The sequence below is a fragment of the Streptomyces violaceorubidus genome (assembly GCF_000717995.1).
Taxonomy (GTDB): domain Bacteria; phylum Actinomycetota; class Actinomycetes; order Streptomycetales; family Streptomycetaceae; genus Streptomyces; species Streptomyces violaceorubidus.
The window spans coordinates 161,399-179,107 of record NZ_JODM01000014.1; the positions used below are offsets into that span (position 1 = coordinate 161,399).

Below are 17,709 nucleotides of genomic sequence, written 5' to 3' on the forward strand. Positions count from 1 at the left end.
TAACCTATCGGAGTTCGGGGAGTGCGCCAACCACCGCACCCGCTCGACGGGTCCGGCCGCCGCCCGGCGCGGCAACCCCGTCAGGGCGCGATGGCTCCCAACAGCGCCCGGGCGCACAGGTCCCGCACCTGCTCACGGGCGGGCTCCGGATCCCGCAGCCACTCCAGGCAGACCGCGGTGGTGAAGGCCAGCCAGCCGCGCACCGCCAGCCGTACGTCGCCGCGTTCCTCGAAGGCCGGGCCGAACTCCGGGTCGGCGGCGAGGGCGGCGAGGATCTGCCGCTCCTGCGCGGCGAGCGCCTTCCGGTAGACGCGGCGCACCGCCCGGTCGCCGGCCGCGTCGGCGCGGTGGAAGGCGCGGTAGCCGTGCGCGTGGGCCCGCACGTACTCCAGGTAGGCGTCGAGACCCGCGCCGAGCTGCTCGCGGACCGGGACGCCGGGCACGGCCGCCGTCATCCGCAGCATGCGCTCGCTCTCGCGCTCGACGACCGCCGCGAAGAAGTCCCGCTTGTTCGGGAAGTAGTGGTACAGCAGCCCGCGGGAGACCCCGGCGATCTCGGCGACCTGCTCGATCCGGACCTCGTCGTACGGGCTCTCCGAGAAGAGCCGCGCGCCGACCGAGAGCAACTGCTCCCGGCGCTCGGCGGTGCTGAGCCGGCGGCGGGTGCGCTCGCCCTGGTTCGCGACCATGCCCGCACCTTACTTGACGCCGGTTCAACAACGGGACGAGACTGGGCGCGCTATTGAACCCATGTACAACACGCTCGCCCCGGCTCGTTCGACACGCCGCCGCGTCAGAGAGATCCCGTCATGGTCCAGACAGCGAGAGGAACGGCCCGGGACGGACTGCCCAAGGGCTTCCGCAGCGCCGAGCTGGGCTGGCCCGAACTGCACCGCATCCCGCACCCCCCGTACCGGCTGCCCCTGCTCGGTGACGTCGTGGGCGCGAGCAGGCGCACCCCGATGCAGGACTCGCTGCGGTACGCGCGGCGGCTGGGGCCGATATTCCGGCGGCGGGCCTTCGGCAAGGAGTTCGTGTTCGTCTGGGGCGCGTCCCTCGCCGCGGACCTGGCGGACGACACGCGGTTCGCCAAGCACGTGGGCCTGGGGGTGGCCAACCTGCGTCCGGTCGCCGGGGACGGGCTGTTCACGGCGTACAACCACGAGCCCAACTGGCAGCTCGCGCACGACGTGCTGGCGCCCGGGTTCAGCCGCGAGGCGATGGCCGGGTACCACGTGATGATGCTGGACGTGGCCGGGCGGCTCACCGACCAGTGGGACCTGGCCGAGGCGGCGGGCCGGACGGTGGACGTCCCGGGCGACATGACCAAGCTGACGCTGGAGACCATCGCGCGCACCGGTTTCGGGCACGACTTCGGCTCCTTCGAACGCCCCCGCCTCCATCCGTTCGTGACCGCCATGGTGGGCACGCTCGGCTACGCGCAGCGCCTCAACACGGTGCCCGCTCCGCTCGCCCCCTGGCTGCTGCGCGACGCGAGCCGCCGCAACGCCGCCGACATCGCCTACCTCGACCGCACGGTCGACGACCTCGTCCGGGCACGCCGGGCGGAGGGCGGCGGGGGCGGCACGGGCGACCTGCTCGACCGGATGCTGGAGACGGCGCACCCCGAGTCCGGTGAGCGGCTGTCGGCCGAGAACGTCCGCCGGCAGGTCATCACGTTCCTGGTCGCCGGGCACGAGACGACCTCGGGCGCGCTCTCCTTCGCCCTGTACTACCTCGCCCGGCACCCCGAGGTCGCGGCCCGGGCCCGCGCCGAGGTGGAGCGGGTGTGGGGCGACACCGAGGCGCCCGGTTACGAGCAGGTGGCCAAGCTGCGTCATGTGCGCCGGGTGCTCGACGAGTCGCTGCGGCTGTGGCCGACCGCCCCCGGGTTCGCCCGGGAGGCCCGCGAGGACACGGTGCTGGGCGGCACGTACCCGATGCGGCGCGGGGCCTGGGCGCTGGTGCTCACGGGCATGCTGCACCGCGATCCGCAGGTGTGGGGGCCGGACGCCGAGCGCTTCGACCCCGACCGCTTCGACGCGAAGGCCGTGCGGTCGCGCGCCCCGCACACCTACAAGCCGTTCGGGACGGGGGCGCGGGCGTGCATCGGACGGCAGTTCGCGCTGCACGAGGCCACGCTGGTCCTCGGGCTGCTGCTGCGCCGCTACGACCTGCGGCCGGACCCCGGCTACCGGCTGCGGGTCACCGAGCGGCTGACGCTGATGCCGGAGGGGCTGCGCCTGCGCCTGGACCGGCGGACCCCCTCGACGCCCGCGCCCGCCTCCCGCACGGACGACGCCGGCCAAGCACGGGACGAGGGCGCACGGAACGCCGGTTCAGCGTCCCGCTGTCCAGTGCACCGGGCGGGTGACTGAGTCCGGCAGCCGCGTGCCGGGGCCGCCCCTGGCCGCGTTGACCTGCGGCTGGGTCAGGAAGAAGGCGCCGGTCAGGTCCGCGTCGGTCAGCTCGGCGTCGCGCAGGTCCGCGCCGATCAGGTCGGCGCCCCGCAGGTCGGCGCCGGTGAGGTCGGCGGCGATGAGGAGGGCCCCGCGCAGGTCCGCCCCGGCGAGGTCGGCGCCCTTGAGACGGGCGCCCATCAGGTCGGCGTTGCGGCGGTTCTTCCTCCGGCCGCGGGTGCCGGCCCGGACCAGCTCGCTGGTGCGCAGCAGGAGCACGTTGACCCGCTGCCGGTGCGCGGCCACGTCGAGGGCGGACAGCTCCTCGGGGGTCCCCGCGGCGAGGCGTTCGGTGTCGGCGAGGGCGCCGCGCAGGTCGGCGTGGACCGGGCGGGCGGCGGGCAGGGCCAGTGCCTCGGTCAGGTACCGGAGGAGTTCGTGCAGTTGGCGGACGACCGGGAACACGTCGAACATGCGGCGGGCCCGCTCCGGCGGGCCGGTGCGCCAGTCCCGGCCGCCGAAGGTGACCTGCGAGACCCGCTGTCCGGCGCCGAAGCAGTCGTAGACCGTGCAGCCGGTGAAACCCCGCTCCCGCAGCCTCGCGTGGATGCCGCAGCGGTGGTCGGTGCGGAGGTTCGCGCAGGGGGTGCCGGCGTCCTTGTCGACCGCGAAGTCCGCCGAGCGGGCGAACGGCAGGGCCACACAGCACAGGCCGAAGCAGCTCCCGCAGTCGCCGCGCAGTTCGGCTCCGGGACGGTCGGCCGCCCGGTCCGCCGTGTGTTCTCGCATGCGGTCGAGGATACGGGCCGTCGGCGCGCGGGTCCGGGGGCGGCCCCGCGCCCCGGTCAGACCTCCAGCGCGGACCAGTCCAGCCGGGCCAGCCGCTGCGGGTCGGACAGGATGTACAGACCCGTGATGAGACCGTCGGCGACGGTGACGCAGGTGACCGACCGCGGCTGCCCCTCGGAAACGGCGACGGTACCCACCGAGCCGTTGACCAGGACGAGGCGGGCGAGCGGGGCGAGGTGGCGGAAGTGGAACGCCCCGGTGGCGACCGTCCGCGCGCCCCGCACCACCTTGGAGGCCGCCGCGCCGCGGGCCAGGGCACCGGCGTCGGCCCGCAGCACCACGTCCGGGTGGAGCACGGACACCAGGGCCTCGAAGTCACCGGCACGGCTCGCGGCCAGGAACGCCTCGACCACCCGGCGCTGCCGGCCGAGGTCCGGTTCGGCGGCGGGGGTCGCCTCGCGCACCCGGCGCCGGGCCCGGCTGGCGAGCTGTCTCGTGGCGGCCGGGGTGCGCTCGACGACCGGCGCGATGTCGTCGAAGGGCACGGCGAACATGTCGTGCAGGACGAACGCCAGCCGCTCGGCCGGTTCCAGGGCCTCCAGCACCACCAGCAGGGCGATGCCCACCGAGTCGGTGTGCAGGGCCTCCGCCTCCGGGTCGGCCCGGGGCAGGGCCCGCAGCACGGGGTCCGGCACGAAGGAGTCGAAACCCTCGGTCATCGGCTCCTCCCGGCGCGCGGTGCGCGAGCGCAGCAGGTCCAGGCAGATCCGGCCGGTCACGGTGGTCAGCCAGGCACCCAGGTTGTCGATACCGTCCCCGCCGGAGCGGTCGAGACGCAGCCAGGCCTCCTGCACGGCGTCCTCCGCCTCGGCCAGTGAGCCGAGCATGCGGTAGGCCACCGCCTTCAGCTGTCCGCGGTGCTCCTCGAACCGCTCCGCCAGACGCTGCTGCCCCTGCGCGTCCCGATGTCCCGGCACGTCCCGATGTCCCCGCACGTCCCGATGCCCCCGCATGTCCCGATGCCCCTGCACGTCGCACTCCCCCCGCTCGTCCCGCTCCCCCGCCACGCCGCTACCGTCCGAAGACTTCGAAGGTCACCGCCGGCTTGCCGCCGAACCGCTCCCCGGCGGCGCGGGCGAAGCCGGTGAGGAATCCGCGCACGTACGTCTCCGGGTCCTCCTCGGTCAGCACCTCGATGTACGTGCGGTGTTCGAGCAGCGAGCGCACCGCGCGCTCCAGGCCCGGGGTGGCGTCCACGGCGTGGGTGGGCGAGGAGGAACCGGCGACCGCGACCCAGCGCACGCCGTTCCACGGTTCGAGGCCCTGCTCGGTCAGCTCCGGGAAGATCCACCGGTTGCCCGCGTCGGACGCCGCGTCGAGTGTCGCGCGGCCGACGGCGACGTGGTCCGGGGTGTTCCAGGCGACGCCGCCCCAGGTGTCGCGGTGGTTGAGGGTGATGACCAGCTCGGGCCGGTGCCTGCGGATCGCGGCGGCGATGTCGCGGCGCAGCGCGGTGCCGTACTTGATGACGCCGTCCTGGTGGTCGAGGAACTCCACCTCGCTCACCCCGACGACGGCGGCGCTCGCCCGCTGCTCCCGCTCCCGCAGCGGGGCGCACTCCTCGGGCGGCAGGGTGTCGATGCCCGCCTCGCCCCTGGTCGCGAGGACGTAGGCGACCTCGCGACCCTCGTCGGTCCAGGCCGCGATCGCCGCCGAACAGCCGTACTCGAGGTCGTCCGGGTGTGCCACCACCGCGAGGGCGCGGCGCCAGTCGCCGGGCATGGGCTCCAGTTGCGTGGTCGTCGGCTCCGTCATGCCCGCACACTAACCCGCGCCACCGACATCCCACCCGGACCTGCGCGCCCGGCGTCGTTCAGGCCTCGTCGCGGGCGAGTGCGAGCAGCCGGTCCAGGACCCGGGGGCCGCCGGCCCGTACGCCGTCGTGCTCGAACTCGTCGGTGACCCAGGTGCGCAGGCCCCGGATCGCGCGGGCGGTGGTCAGCGCGTGGGCGGTGTCGACGTACATGTCGTCGTGGTAGACGGCCGCGGCGGCCGGCACCTCGTTGACGGCGAGGCGGGCGGGGTCGTACAGCGGCGTCCAGTCGGTGCGGGCCGCGAGCAGCTCGGCCGTCTCGCGCAGCGGGCGCAGTGCCGGGTCGCAGTCGAACATCCAGGGGTGGATCGACTCGCCGGTGAACAGCAGCGGTTCGTCGCCCGCGAGGGCCTTCGCGGCGTCGAAGCGGGGGAACTCGGCGCGGACCCGCTCGGCCGACCACGCGGTGGGCCGGGCGTCCTGGCCGTAGATGGCCTCGTGGACGACGGCGTACAGCGGGTTGGCCGCATAGGACAGCAGGCCCTGTGCCTGCTCCTGGAAGGCGTCGGAGAGTTCGTGCCCGTTCGGGGTGCGGACGAAGGCGTCCTCCAGGAGGAAGTGCAGCCGGTGGCTGCCCTCGCTGCCGCCGAGCATGATGCCGAGCGACTGGAAGGCCTCCACGGTGAGGCGGTAGCCGTTCGGCAGGACCACGTCGTGGGTGAGGAGGTGGTCGGCGATGCGGCGGGCGCGCTCGATGTCCTGCGGGTAGCGGGCGTAGTGCGCGACGACCTTGCGCTCGATGCGCGGGTAGGCGGCCCGGTAGACGTCGTCCGCGTGGCCGTCCAGGGAGGGCAGGCCGCCGGTGATCAGGGCGGCGCTCAGGCCCTCGGGCGCCAGCGACAGGTAGGCGACGGTGCAGAAGCCGCCGAAGCTCTGGCCGAGGACGGTCCAGGGGGCGCCGCCGGTGACCTGGGGGCGGACGGCCTCGCAGTCGCGGACGATGGAGTCGGCACGGAAGTGGGTGAGGTAGTCGGCCTGCTCGGCGGGGCCGCCGCGCAGCGGGAGCGTCTGGCGGTTGGCCGGGGTGGAGGCGCCGGTGCCGCGCTGGTCCAGGAGCAGTACGCGGTACTCCTTGAGGGCGCGGCCGAACCAGGCGGGACGACCGATGAAACGGTTCGCCCCGAAGCCGGGTCCGCCCTGGAGGTAGACCAGCCAGGGCAGGTCCTTGTCGGCCTTGTCGCTCGCGACGGCCTCGCGGGCGTACAGCTCGATCGTCTCCCCGGTGGGGTCGGCGTGGTCGAGGGGCACGGTGAAACGGCGGTCGGTGAGGACGACGCCTGGCTGGCGGTAGCTGACGCTCAAGGGGTCTCCCGGGGCGGACGGATCTGACGGCCGATTTTCCGGCCGTGTCCCAGTTCAGCACACCGTCCGGCGGCCGCCGACCCCAGGGATCATGAAATCGTGCGGACCGGCCGGTCAGCGGGCGGCGAGGCTGGAGCGCCGCACCACCAGCTCCGGCCGGAGGACGACCCGCCGGTGCGGGTGGGTCCGGTCGGTGCCCTCCAGCTCGGTCTCCTCCAGGAGCAGCTCGGCGGCCATGGCGCCCATGGTGACGGCGGGCTGGCGCACGGAGGTGAGCGGGACGGCCGCGGCGGCGGCGAACTCGATGTCGTCGTAGCCCACGATCGCGAGGTCGTCGGGAACGCCGACACCGGCGGCGTACATGGCCTGAAGGACGCCGAGGGCGAGCAGGTCGTTGGCGCAGAAGACGGCGGTCGGGCGGTCGGCGAGGCCCAGCAGACGGGCGCCGGCGTCGCGGCCCGCGGCGACGTCGAGGCGCTCGGTGGGCAGTTCGCGCAGCGCCTCGGGGCCGAGCCCGGCCTCGGCGAGCGCGGCCAGGGCGCCGGTGCGGCGGTCGCGCACCTGGTTGAGGCCGGGCGGGCCGCTGACGTAGGCGATGGAGCGGTGTCCGGCGTCCACGAGGTGGCGCACGGCCAGCGCTCCACCCGCGACGTCGTCGACGGAGACGGAGCACTCGGTGGTGCCCTCGGCGACCCGGTCGACCAGGACGAAGGGGATGTTGTGGCGCCGGAAGCCCTCGATGTTGCGGCCGGTGGCGTCGGCGGGGGTGAGCAGGACGCCCCGGACCCGCTGCTCGGCGAAGAGCGAGAGGTACTCGGCCTCCTCCCCCGGGTTCTGCGCGCTGTTGCAGACCATGACGCCGAGCCCGGCGTCGCGGGCGGCCCGCTCGGCGCCGCGGGCGACGTCGACGAAGAACGGGTTGCCCATGTCCAGGACGAGGAGTCCCATGATGCGGCTGCGTCCCGCGCGCAGTTGGCGCGCGGACTCGCTGCGGACATAGCCCAGTCGGTCTATCGCCGACTGCACCCGCGCCCGGGTCTCGGTCGCGACGGTGTCGGGGCGGTTGATGACGTTGGAGACCGTGCCCACGGAAACTCCGGCGGCGCGGGCGACGTCCTTGATACCCACGGAATGGGCCATCGGGCAGGGACCTCCGAAGGTCGGGCTGGGTATGGGTGGGGCGGCCGCGGGACCTTGACACAGTACCCGGGCCGCCCCGGTGGGGGCCCCGTCAGGCGAGGTGGAACACCTCGGTGAGGGGCTTCATCGCCTCGTCGGGGCGGGCCCCGTCGAGGGACTCGAACAGCGGGCCCATCTCCGCCTGCCACCGGGCGTTGACCTCGGTGGCCTCCATGCCGGCCTGGGCGGCGGCGAAGTCCTCGGTCTCCAGGTAGCCGACGAGCAGGCCGTCGTCACGCAGGAAGAGCGAGTAGTTGTGCCAGCCGGTGGCGGAGAGTGCCTCGCACATCTCCGGCCACACGGCGGCGTGGCGTTCGCGGTACTCCGCGATGCGGTCCTGGCGGACCTTGAGCAGGAAACAGACGCGCTGCATGAAGTACCGCTCCCGTGACTGGTGCTGGGTGGCGACTAGAAGTTGAACTGGTCGACGTTGTCGGCGGTGAACACGGTCGGCTTGCCGAGGTTGATGACCCCGTCCTTGCCGATGGTGTACTCGCCCATGGCGCCCGCCTTGAAGGTCTCGCCCTCCTTGCCGGTGATCTGCCCGGAGGACAGGGCGACGGCGGTGCGCGCGGCCAGCTCGCCGAGCTTGGCCGGGTCCCACAGCTCGAACGCCTCGACGGTGCCGTTCTTGACGTACTTGCGCATGTCGTTGGGGGTGCCGAGGCCGGTCAGCTTGACCTTGCCCTTGTACTTGGAGCCGGACAGGTACTGGGCGGCGGCCTTGATGCCGACGGTGGTCGGGGAGATGATCCCCTTCAGGTTCGGGTGCTCCTGGAGCAGGCCCTGGGTCTGCTGGAAGGACTTCTGGGCGTCGTCGTCGCCGTAGGCGACCTTGACCAGCTTGATGTCCTTGTACTTCGGGTCCTTCAGCTCGTCCTTCATGATCTCGATCCAGGCGTTCTGGTTCGTCGCCGTCTGCGCGGCGGACAGGATCGCGATCTCGCCCTTGTTGCCGATCTGCTCGGCCAGCTGCTGCACCTGGGTACGGCCGATGTCGTCGGCGGACGCCTGGGAGATGAAGGCGTTGCGGCACTCGGGGTTGGTGTCCGAGTCGTAGGTGACGACCTTGATGTCGTTCTTCATCGCCTGCTTGAGGGCGGTGCACAGGGCGCCCGGGTCCTGCGCGGAGACGGCGATGGCGTCGACCTGCTGCTGGGTGAGCGTGTTGACGTAGGAGACCTGGCCGGCGGTGTCGGTGCCGCTGGAGGTGCCGACCTCCTTGTAGCTGGAGCCCAGCTCCTTGACGGCCTTCTCGCCGCCCTTGTCGGCGACGGTGAAGTAGGGGTTGTTGACCTGCTTGGGCAGGAAGCCGACGGTCAGTCCCTTCTTCGTCGCCGCGTTCGGGTCGGCCTTGCCCGCCGCGGCGGCCTTGCCGCCCTCGTCCTTGACGTCCTCCTTCGTGGTGCCGCCGCAGGCGGTGGCGGCCAGGGCGAGGGTGGTGACGGCGGCGAGGGCCGCGCAGGTGCGGCGGATGGACGACTTGCGCATGGTGGGTTCCTTATGAGGGTGGGACAGGGCCGGGAACAGGGTCAGGGGGTGGGCGCGGGCGTCTTGGACGGGGGCGGCGCCGCCACCCTGCGTCCGGCCCTCGCGAGGGAGATCTGCCGTGCGACCCGGGGGCCGAGCACGGAGAGGACGAGCAGGACGCCGGTGACGACGATCTGCGACTGGGCGGAGACGTCCTGGAGGCTCATCACGTTCTGCAGCGCCCCGAGCAGGAAGACGCCCGCGATCGCCCCGCCCAGCGTGCCCTTGCCGCCGTCGAAGTCGATGCCGCCGAGGAGCACGGCCGCGACGACGGACAGTTCGAGGCCGGTGGCGTTGTCGTAGCGGGCGCTGGCGTAGTGCAGGGCCCAGAAGACACCGGTGAGGGAGGACATCAGGCCGGTCAGGGTGAACAGGATCAGCTTCTGCCGCTTGACCCGGATGCCGGCGAAGCGCGCGGCCTCCTCGCTGGCGCCGATGGCGAACAGGGACCGGCCGAACGGCATGGCGTGCAGGGCGACGACGGCGACGACCAGCAGGACGAGGAAGGGCACGAAGGCGTACGGAACGAAGGTGCCGTCGAAGCGTCCGGCCGCGAAGTCCAGGTACTGCGAGGGGAAGTCGGTCACCGCGTCGGAGCCGAGCACGATCTGCGCGATGCCCCGGTAGGCGGCCAGCGTGCCGATGGTGACGGCGAGGGAGGGCAGCCCGAGCCGGGTGACCAGCAGGCCGTTGAACAGGCCGCAGGCCACGCCGAGCAGCAGGCAGATCGGGATGATCGCCTCGATGGTCATGCCCTGGTTCCACAGGGCGCCCATCACCGCGCCGGACAGTCCCGCGGTGGAGGCGACCGACAGGTCGATCTCGCCGGAGACGACCAGCAGCGTCATGGGCAGGGCGATGAGCGCGATCGGCAGGGTGTTGCCGATCAGGAAGGACAGGTTGAGGGAGTTGCCGAACCCGTCGACGAAGCCGAAGGAGAGCAGCAGGACGACCACGAGGAGGGCGCCGACGACGGTGTCCCAGCGGACGGCGCGCGTCAGGGGACTGTCAGCCATGGCGGGCGTTCCTCTTCTTCAGGGCGTTGGCCACGCGCAGCGCGACGATCCGGTCGACGGCGATGGCGAGGATGAGCAGGATGCCGTTGATGGCCAGCACCCACACGGAGTTGACGCCGAGGGCGGGCAGCACGCTGTTGATCGAGGTCAGCAGCAGTGCGCCGAGGGCGGCGCCGTAGACGCTGCCGGAGCCGCCGGTGAAGACCACACCGCCGACCACCACCGCGCTGACGACGGTCAGTTCGTAGCCGTTGCCGGTGCCGGAGTCGACGTTGCCGAACCGGGCGAGGTAGAGGGCGCCGGCCAGTCCGGCGAGGGCGCCGCAGAAGGTGTAGGCGGCGAGGATCCGCTTGCGGACGGGGATGCCGGCCAGCCGGGCCGCCTCGGGGTTGGAGCCGAGCGCGTACAGCTCGCGTCCGCTGCCGAACTGCTTGAGGTAGTACGCCGTGGCGACGAGCACCACGAGGGCGATCAGTGCCAGCCACGGCACGGCGGAGATGCCGCCGGAGCCGAAGTCGACGAAGCCGCCGGGCAGGTCGGCCGCGGTGATCTGCCGGGAGCCGACCCAGATCGAGTCGATGCCCCGGATGATGTACAGGGTGCCCAGGGTGACGACCAGCGCGGGCACCTGGCCGAGACTGACCAGCAGGCCGTTGAGGAGGCCGAAGCCGATGCCCAGCAGCACCGCGAGCAGCACGGCCACGACGGGGTTGCCGCCGCCCTGGAGGTAGGTGCCGGCGGCGAAGGCGCTGATGCCGAGGGTGGAACCGACGGACAGGTCGACGTTGCGGGTGATCACGACCAGGGACTGCCCGGTGGCGACCAGGACCAGGATGGTCGCGTTCAGCAGCAGGTCCTTGATGCCCTGTTCGGACAGGAACTCGCTGTTGCCGGCCTGGGTGATGGCGATCATCACCAGGAAGACCAGCAGGATGGCCAGTTCGCGCATCTTGAAGATGCGGTCCACCAGCCGGGTGGCGCCGGCCTTGGGCGCGTCGGCCACGGGGGCCTGGTCGGGTGCGGTGACCGTCATGCGGCGGCCCTCCCCGTGGCTGCGGCCATCACGGTCTCCTCGGTGGCGTCGGTGCGGGATATCTCGGCGGTCAGACGCCCCTCGTGCATCACCAGGACGCGGTCGGCCATGCCGAGGACCTCGGGCAGGTCGGAGGAGATCATCAGGACGGCCACGCCGTCGGCGGCGAGCTGGCTCAGCAGCCGGTGTACCTCGGCCTTGGTGCCGACGTCGATGCCGCGGGTGGGTTCGTCGACGATCAGCACCTTGGGGCCGGTGGCCAGCCACTTGGCCAGGACGACCTTCTGCTGGTTGCCGCCGGACAGGGTGGCGACGGTGTCGGCGATGCGGGCGTACTTGACCTGGAGCTTGACCGCCCAGTCGAGGGAGCGGCTGCGTTCGGCGCCGCGGTCCACGAGACCGGCCTTCACGGTGGTCCGCAGGCCGGTGAGGCCGATGTTGCGCTCGATGGACATGTCCATCACGAGCCCCTGGGCGCGGCGGTCCTCCGGGACCAGCGCGAGGCCGGCGGCCATCGCGCTGGAGGGGGCGCCGTTGACGAGCGGCTTGCCGTCGACCTCGACCTCCCCGGCGTCCCAGCGGTCGACGCCGAAGACGGCGCGGGCGACCTCGGTGCGTCCGGCACCGACCAGTCCCGCGAGCGCGACGATCTCACCGCGCCGCACCTCGAAGGAGACGTCGGTGAAGACGCCCTCGCGGGTCAGCCTGCGCACACTGAGAGCGGTCTCGCCGGGCGTGACCTCCTGCTTGGGGTACAGCTCGTCGAGGTCGCGGCCCACCATGCGGCGCACCAGGTCGTCCTCGGTCATGCCCTCCAGGGGCTCGCTGGCGATCCAGGCACCGTCGCGCAGGGTGGTGACCCGCTTGCAGATGTGGAAGATCTCCTCCAGGCGGTGGGAGATGAACAGCACCGCGGCGCCCTGTTCGCGCAGGGTGCGCACCACGCCGAAGAGCCGGGCCACCTCGCTGCCGGTGAGGGCGGCGGTCGGCTCGTCCATGATCAGGACGCGGGCGTCGAAGGAGAGCGCCTTGGCGATCTCGACGATCTGCTGGTCCGCGATGGACAGGCCGCGCGCGGGACGGTCGGGGTCGAGTTCGACCCCGAGGCGCCGCATCAGCTGGGCGGTGGCGTCGTGGGTCGCCTTGTGGTCGATGCGGCCGAGGGCGCGCCGAGGCTGGCGGCCCATGAAGATGTTCTCGGCGATCGACAGGTCGGGGAAGAGGGTGGGCTCCTGGTAGATCACGGCGATGCCGGCGTCGCGGGCGTCGCCGGGGCCGTGGAACACGACCGGAGTGCCGTCGAGCAGCACCTGGCCGGCGTCCGGCCGGTGCACTCCGGCCAGCGTCTTGATGAGGGTCGACTTTCCGGCGCCGTTCTCTCCGGCGAGGGCGTGCACCTCGCCGGGGAACAGCTCCAGGGAGACGTCCCGTAGCGCACGGACCGCGCCGAAGGACTTGGAGACGTCCCTGAGCGCCAGAACCGGGGCCGTACCCGTGTCGGACGGGTGGGTCATTGGGGGCTCCTCGACGACACCGGGTGGGACGGCCCCCACGGCGTCGTGAAAGGTTTCAACTAGGTTGCCGGGGACGTTAGGCAGCGAGGGTATGTCACGTCAATGGTTCTGGGTCGAAAAATTTCCGATCTCCGAAGGTCACGACCGAGTCACGGCCATCTGGAGCGGCGAGAAGGGTTGACACTCCTTCGAGGGACTCATAACTTCGCGTTCTGAATCGTTTCATCCACGGTCGTGCGCACAGCGGACCACGACCCGATGCCACAGGAGCCCCGAAGTGACCGAGCTCGCCGCGGTGAAGGCCGCGCTCAAGACCCAGGCCGTCGAGACGCCGTCGTGGGCGTACGGCAACTCGGGCACCCGCTTCAAGGTGTTCGCCCAGGCCGGTGTCCCGCGCGATCCCTTCGAGAAACTGGACGACGCGGCGAAGGTGCACGAGTTCACCGGTGCGGCTCCGACCGTGGCCCTGCACATCCCCTGGGACAGGGTCGAGGACTACGCCGCGCTGGCCGCGCACGCCGAGAAGCGGGGCGTACGGATCGGCGCGATCAACTCCAACACCTTCCAGGACGACGACTACAAGCTGGGCAGCATCTGCCACCCGGACGCGACGGTGCGCAGGAAGGCCGTCGACCACCTGCTGGAGTGCGTCGACATCATGGACGCCACCGGGTCGCGCGACCTGAAGCTGTGGTTCGCCGACGGCACCAACTACCCGGGCCAGGACGACATCCGCTCCCGGCAGGACCGCCTGGCCGAGGGTCTGGCGGAGGTGTACGAGCGGCTCGGTGAGGGGCAGCGGATGCTGCTGGAGTACAAGCTCTTCGAGCCGGCGTTCTACACGACGGACGTGCCGGACTGGGGCACGGCGTACGCGCACTGCCTGAAGCTGGGCGAGAAGGCGCAGGTCGTGGTCGACACCGGGCACCACGCGCCGGGCACGAACATCGAGTTCATCGTGGCGACGCTGCTGCGGGAGGGGAAGCTCGGCGGGTTCGACTTCAACTCGCGCTTCTACGCGGACGACGACCTGATGGTCGGGGCGGCCGACCCGTTCCAGCTGTTCCGCATCATGTACGAGGTGGTGCGCGGCGGCGGGTTCACCTCCGACGTGGCGTTCATGCTCGACCAGTGCCACAACATCGAGGCGAAGATCCCGGCGATCATCCGGTCGGTGATGAACGTGCAGGAGGCGACGGCGAAGGCGCTGCTGGTCGACGGCTCGGCCCTGGCCGAGGCGCAGGCCGCGGGGGATGTGCTGGAGGCCAACGCGGTGCTGATGGACGCGTACAACACGGATGTGCGTCCGCTGTTGCGGGAGGTGCGGGAGGAGTCGGGGCTGGACCCCGATCCCATGAAGGCATACCGGGCGTCCGGTTGGGGCGAGAAGGTCGTCGCCGAGCGGGTGGGTGGCGAGCAGGCCGGGTGGGGGGCGTAGGAGTCTGCCGGGTTTTCGTTGTTCGCGGACTGCGGGCCGTACATGGCCGGTCGCGCAGTTCCCCGCGCCCCTTGCCGGGGCGCTGCTCCCCGCCCCTCGTTGAAAAGGACTGCCAGACATGGGTACGCACCCCTCAGCCTCCGCCCTCCTCGCCCGTTCCCATCGGCTCGGCGCCGATCCGCGCAACACCAACTACGCCGGCGGCAACGCGTCCGCCAAGGGCACCGAGACCGATCCCGTCACCGGGGGTGATGTGGAGCTGATGTGGGTCAAGGGGTCCGGCGGGGACCTCGGGACGCTCACCGAGGCGGGGCTGGCGGTACTGCGGCTGGACCGGATGCGGGCGCTCAAGGACGTCTACCCGGGCGTCGAGCGCGAGGACGAGATGGTCGCCGCCTTCGACTACTGCCTGCACGGCAAGGGCGGTGCCGCGCCCTCGATCGACACGGCGATGCACGGGCTGGTCGAGGCGGCGCACGTCGACCATCTGCACCCCGACTCCGGGATCGCGCTGGCCTGCGCGGCGGACGGCGAGAAGCTGACCGCCGAGTGCTTCGGCGACACCGTGGTGTGGGTGCCGTGGCGGCGGCCCGGTTTCCAGCTGGGACTGGACATCGCGGCGGTGAAGGAGGCCAACCCGCAGGCCATCGGGTGTGTGCTCGGCGGGCACGGCATCACCGCCTGGGGCGACACCTCCGAGGAGTGCGAGCGCAACTCGCTGCACATCATCCGCACCGCCGAGGCCTTCCTCGCCGAGCGGGGCAGGGCCGAGCCCTTCGGCGCCGTGATCGACGGCTACGAGGCCCTGCCCGAGGCCGAGCGCCGGGAGCGGGCGGCGGCGCTGGCGCCCTACGTCCGGGGGCTGGCCTCGCAGGACCGGCCGCAGGTCGGGCACTTCACCGACGCGGACGTGGTGCTGGACTTCCTCGCCCGCGCCGAGCACCCGCGGCTCGCCGCGCTCGGCACCTCCTGCCCGGACCACTTCCTGCGCACCAAGGTCCGGCCGCTCGTCCTGGATCTGGCGCCCACCGCGCCGCTGGACGAGGCGGTCGCCCGGCTCAAGGAGCTGCACGCGGCCTACCGCGAGGAGTACGCCGCCTACTACCGGCGGCACGCCGAGCCCGACTCCCCCGCCATGCGCGGTGCCGACCCGGCGATCGTACTGGTGCCGGGCGTGGGCATGTTCAGCTTCGGCAAGGACAAGCAGACGGCCCGGGTGGCCGGCGAGTTCTACGTCAACGCCATCAACGTGATGCGCGGTGCCGAGGCGGTCTCGTCGTACGCGCCGATCGAGGAGTCGGAGAAGTTCCGCATCGAGTACTGGGCGCTGGAGGAGGCCAAGCTCCAGCGGATGCCGAAGCCCAAGCCGCTCGCCACCCGGGTCGCCCTGGTGACGGGAGCGGGCAGCGGGATCGGCAGGGCGATCGCGCGGCGGCTGGTCGACGAGGGCGCCTGTGTGGTCGTGGCCGACCTGAACGCGGAGAACGCGGCCGAGGTCGCCGAGGAGCTGGGCGGGGACGACAAGGCCGTCGCCGTGCGGGTCGACGTCACCTCCGAGGAGCAGATCGCCGACGCGTTCCGGACCGCCGTGCTCGCCTTCGGCGGGGTCGACCTGGTGGTCAACAACGCGGGGATCTCCATCTCCAAGCCGCTGCTGGAGACGTCGGCGAAGGACTGGGACCTCCAGCACGACATCATGGCCCGCGGTTCCTTCCTCGTCTCGCGCGAGGCCGCCCGGGTGATGACCGCGCAGGAGCTGGGCGGCGACATCGTCTACATCGCGTCGAAGAACGCCGTGTTCGCCGGCCCCAACAACATCGCCTACTCCGCCACCAAGGCCGACCAGGCCCACCAGGTGCGCCTGCTCGCCGCCGAGCTGGGCGAGCACGGCATCCGGGTCAACGGCGTCAACCCCGACGGCGTGGTGCGGGGTTCGGGCATCTTCGCGGGCGGCTGGGGTGCCCAGCGCGCCGCGGTGTACGGGGTGCCGGAGGAGAAGCTGGGCGAGTTCTACGCGCAGCGCACGCTGCTCAAGCGCGAGGTGCTGCCCGAGCACGTGGCGAACGCCGTGTTCGCGCTGACCGGCGGCGACCTGACCCACACCACCGGCCTGCACGTCCCGGTCGACGCCGGCGTCGCCGCCGCGTTCCTGCGATGAGCCCCGCCATCGACACCGGGGCGTACGCCGCGGTCGACCTCGGCGCGTCCAGCGGGCGCGTCATGGTCGGCCGCGTGGGCCCCGACCGGCTGGAGCTGACCGAGGCGCACCGCTTCAAGAACCGCCCGGTCCGTACGCCCGACGGGCTGCGCTGGGACATCCTGGCCCTGTACGCCGGTGTGCTGGACGGTCTGCGCGCGGCGGGGCAGGTGGACTCGGTGGGCGTCGACTCCTGGGCGGTCGACCACGGTCTGCTGGACGCGGACGGCGTGCTGCTCGGCAACCCCGTGCACTACCGCGACACCCGCACCGAGGGCGTCGCGGAGCAGGTGTGGGCCTCGCTGCCCGCGGGGGAGCTGTACGCGGCGACCGGTCTGCAGTACGCGCCCTTCAACACCCTGTACCAGCTCGTCGCCGCCCGGGGCACGGCCCAGTTCGCGGCGGCCCGGCGGCTGCTGCTGATCCCCGACCTGCTCACCTACTGGCTGACCGGCGAGCAGGGCACGGAGCTGACCAACGCCTCCACCACCCAGCTGATCGACCCGCGCACCCGGGACTGGTCGCGACAGGTCGCGGACCGGCTGGGGATCGACCTCGGCCTGTTCGCGCCGCTGCGCCGCCCCGGTGACGCGGCGGGGCTGCTGCTGCCTCAGGTGCTGGAGGAGACGGGCCTCGCGGGGCCCGTACCGGTGACGGCGGTCGGTTCGCACGACACCGCCTCCGCGGTGGCCGCCGTGCCGGCCTCGGGTGAGCGCTTCGCCTACATCTGCACCGGCACCTGGTCGCTGGCCGGTCTCGAACTGGCCGCCCCGGTGCTGTCAAAGGAGAGCCGGGCCGCCAACTTCACCAACGAACTCGGTCTGGACGGCACCGTCCGCTACCTGCGCAACATCATGGGTCTGTGGCTGCTCCAGGAGTGCGTGCGGGCCTGGGGCGACCCGGATCTGGGCGAGCTGCTGCGGGAGGCGTCCGGGGTGCCGGCGCTGCGGTCGGTGGTGGACGCGGGTGACGCCGCGTTCCTGGCGCCGGGGCGGATGCCCGAGCGGATCGCCGAGGCGTGCCGCGCCTCGGGTCAGCCGGTGCCCGCGACGCCCGCCGAGGTGACCCGGTGCATCCTCGACTCGCTGGCGCTGGCCCACCGCGCGGCCGTCGAACAGGCGCAGCGGCTCGCCGGGCACCCGGTCGACGTCGTGCACGTGGTCGGCGGCGGCACCCGCAACGGGCTGCTGTGCCAGCTGACCGCCGACGCCTGCGGACTGCCGGTGGTGGCCGGGCCGACGGAGGCCGCCGCGCTCGGCAACGTGCTCGTGCAGGCCCGCGCCCACGGCCTGGTCGGCGACCTCGCCGGGATGCGCGGGCTGCTGGCGCGCACCCAGTCGCTGACCCGGTACGAACCGCGCGGCGACACCGCCCGCTGGCGGGCGGCCGCGGCCCGACTCGCCGACCGGTGAACCGGGGCTCCCCCGGTCACAATCGGC

At 72.4% G+C, this 17,709-nt stretch carries 15 protein-coding genes; 4 read left to right on the forward strand and 11 right to left on the reverse strand.

Going from position 1 to position 17,709, the window contains the following annotated elements; translation table 11 throughout:
* Positions 1-80: 80 nt before the first annotated feature.
* A complete protein-coding gene (locus tag IE94_RS0118805; RefSeq protein WP_030185655.1) occupies positions 81-689 on the reverse strand; it encodes a TetR/AcrR family transcriptional regulator in 609 nt (202 codons plus the stop codon).
* 120 nt (positions 690-809) lie between these two features.
* Between IE94_RS0118805 and IE94_RS0118810 the strand changes: the two genes are divergently transcribed.
* Complete coding sequence (locus IE94_RS0118810) at positions 810-2,378, forward strand: cytochrome P450 (protein WP_030185656.1); 1,569 nt, start codon at positions 810-812, stop codon at positions 2,376-2,378.
* Here the strand turns inward: IE94_RS0118810 and IE94_RS41545 are convergent.
* The 10 genes from IE94_RS41545 to IE94_RS0118860 all read right to left on the reverse strand — a co-directional run bounded on the left by IE94_RS41545 (position 2,340) and on the right by IE94_RS0118860 (position 12,635).
* Positions 2,340-3,188 carry a pentapeptide repeat-containing protein gene (locus tag IE94_RS41545; RefSeq protein ID WP_030185659.1) on the reverse strand — a complete coding sequence of 283 codons (849 nt, stop codon included), beginning with the start codon at positions 3,186-3,188 and terminating at the stop codon, positions 2,340-2,342. The genes IE94_RS0118810 and IE94_RS41545 overlap by 39 nt on opposite strands.
* A gap of 56 nt (positions 3,189-3,244) precedes the next feature.
* Entirely contained in the window at positions 3,245-4,201 is a 957-nt protein-coding gene (sigJ, locus tag IE94_RS0118820) for an RNA polymerase sigma factor SigJ (RefSeq protein WP_425337974.1), read from the reverse strand.
* Between the two features lie 58 nt (positions 4,202-4,259).
* A complete protein-coding gene (locus IE94_RS0118825; RefSeq protein WP_030185663.1) occupies positions 4,260-5,003 on the reverse strand; it encodes a PIG-L deacetylase family protein in 744 nt (247 codons plus the stop codon).
* Between the two features lie 58 nt (positions 5,004-5,061).
* Complete coding sequence (locus IE94_RS0118830; protein WP_030185665.1) at positions 5,062-6,363, reverse strand: alpha/beta fold hydrolase; 1,302 nt, start codon at positions 6,361-6,363, stop codon at positions 5,062-5,064.
* A gap of 114 nt (positions 6,364-6,477) precedes the next feature.
* The gene (locus IE94_RS0118835) at positions 6,478-7,503 is read right to left on the reverse strand and encodes a LacI family DNA-binding transcriptional regulator (RefSeq protein WP_030185672.1); all 1,026 of its coding nucleotides are present in this window, start codon (positions 7,501-7,503) and stop codon (positions 6,478-6,480) included.
* Positions 7,504-7,594: 91 nt separating this feature from the next.
* Positions 7,595-7,915: an L-rhamnose mutarotase gene (locus IE94_RS0118840; RefSeq protein WP_030185674.1), complete on the reverse strand. Its 321-nt coding sequence runs from the start codon at positions 7,913-7,915 to the stop codon at positions 7,595-7,597.
* A gap of 35 nt (positions 7,916-7,950) precedes the next feature.
* On the reverse strand, positions 7,951-9,033 hold the full coding sequence (gene rhaS / locus IE94_RS0118845) for a rhamnose ABC transporter substrate-binding protein (RefSeq protein WP_030185677.1): 1,083 nt from the start codon (positions 9,031-9,033) through the stop codon (positions 7,951-7,953).
* Between the two features lie 41 nt (positions 9,034-9,074).
* Entirely contained in the window at positions 9,075-10,088 is a 1,014-nt protein-coding gene (locus tag IE94_RS0118850) for an ABC transporter permease (protein ID WP_030185679.1), read from the reverse strand.
* The gene (locus IE94_RS0118855; RefSeq protein ID WP_030185681.1) at positions 10,081-11,121 is read right to left on the reverse strand and encodes an ABC transporter permease; all 1,041 of its coding nucleotides are present in this window, start codon (positions 11,119-11,121) and stop codon (positions 10,081-10,083) included. The genes IE94_RS0118850 and IE94_RS0118855 overlap by 8 nt, the downstream gene beginning before the upstream one ends.
* Complete coding sequence (locus IE94_RS0118860; RefSeq protein WP_030185682.1) at positions 11,118-12,635, reverse strand: sugar ABC transporter ATP-binding protein; 1,518 nt, start codon at positions 12,633-12,635, stop codon at positions 11,118-11,120. The genes IE94_RS0118855 and IE94_RS0118860 overlap by 4 nt, the downstream gene beginning before the upstream one ends.
* Positions 12,636-12,912: 277 nt before the next feature.
* Here IE94_RS0118860 and rhaI point away from each other — a divergent pair, with 277 nt between their 5' ends.
* The 3 genes from rhaI (at position 12,913) to IE94_RS0118875 (ending at position 17,682) form a co-directional block, all read left to right on the forward strand.
* Complete coding sequence (gene rhaI, locus IE94_RS0118865; protein ID WP_030185684.1) at positions 12,913-14,073, forward strand: L-rhamnose isomerase; 1,161 nt, start codon at positions 12,913-12,915, stop codon at positions 14,071-14,073.
* A 118-nt stretch (positions 14,074-14,191) separates the two neighbouring features.
* The gene (locus IE94_RS0118870) at positions 14,192-16,231 is read left to right on the forward strand and encodes a bifunctional rhamnulose-1-phosphate aldolase/short-chain dehydrogenase (protein WP_030185687.1); all 2,040 of its coding nucleotides are present in this window, start codon (positions 14,192-14,194) and stop codon (positions 16,229-16,231) included.
* Positions 16,228-17,682: a rhamnulokinase gene (locus tag IE94_RS0118875; protein ID WP_030185689.1), complete on the forward strand. Its 1,455-nt coding sequence runs from the start codon at positions 16,228-16,230 to the stop codon at positions 17,680-17,682. The genes IE94_RS0118870 and IE94_RS0118875 overlap by 4 nt, the downstream gene beginning before the upstream one ends.
* Positions 17,683-17,709: the final 27 nt, after the last annotated feature.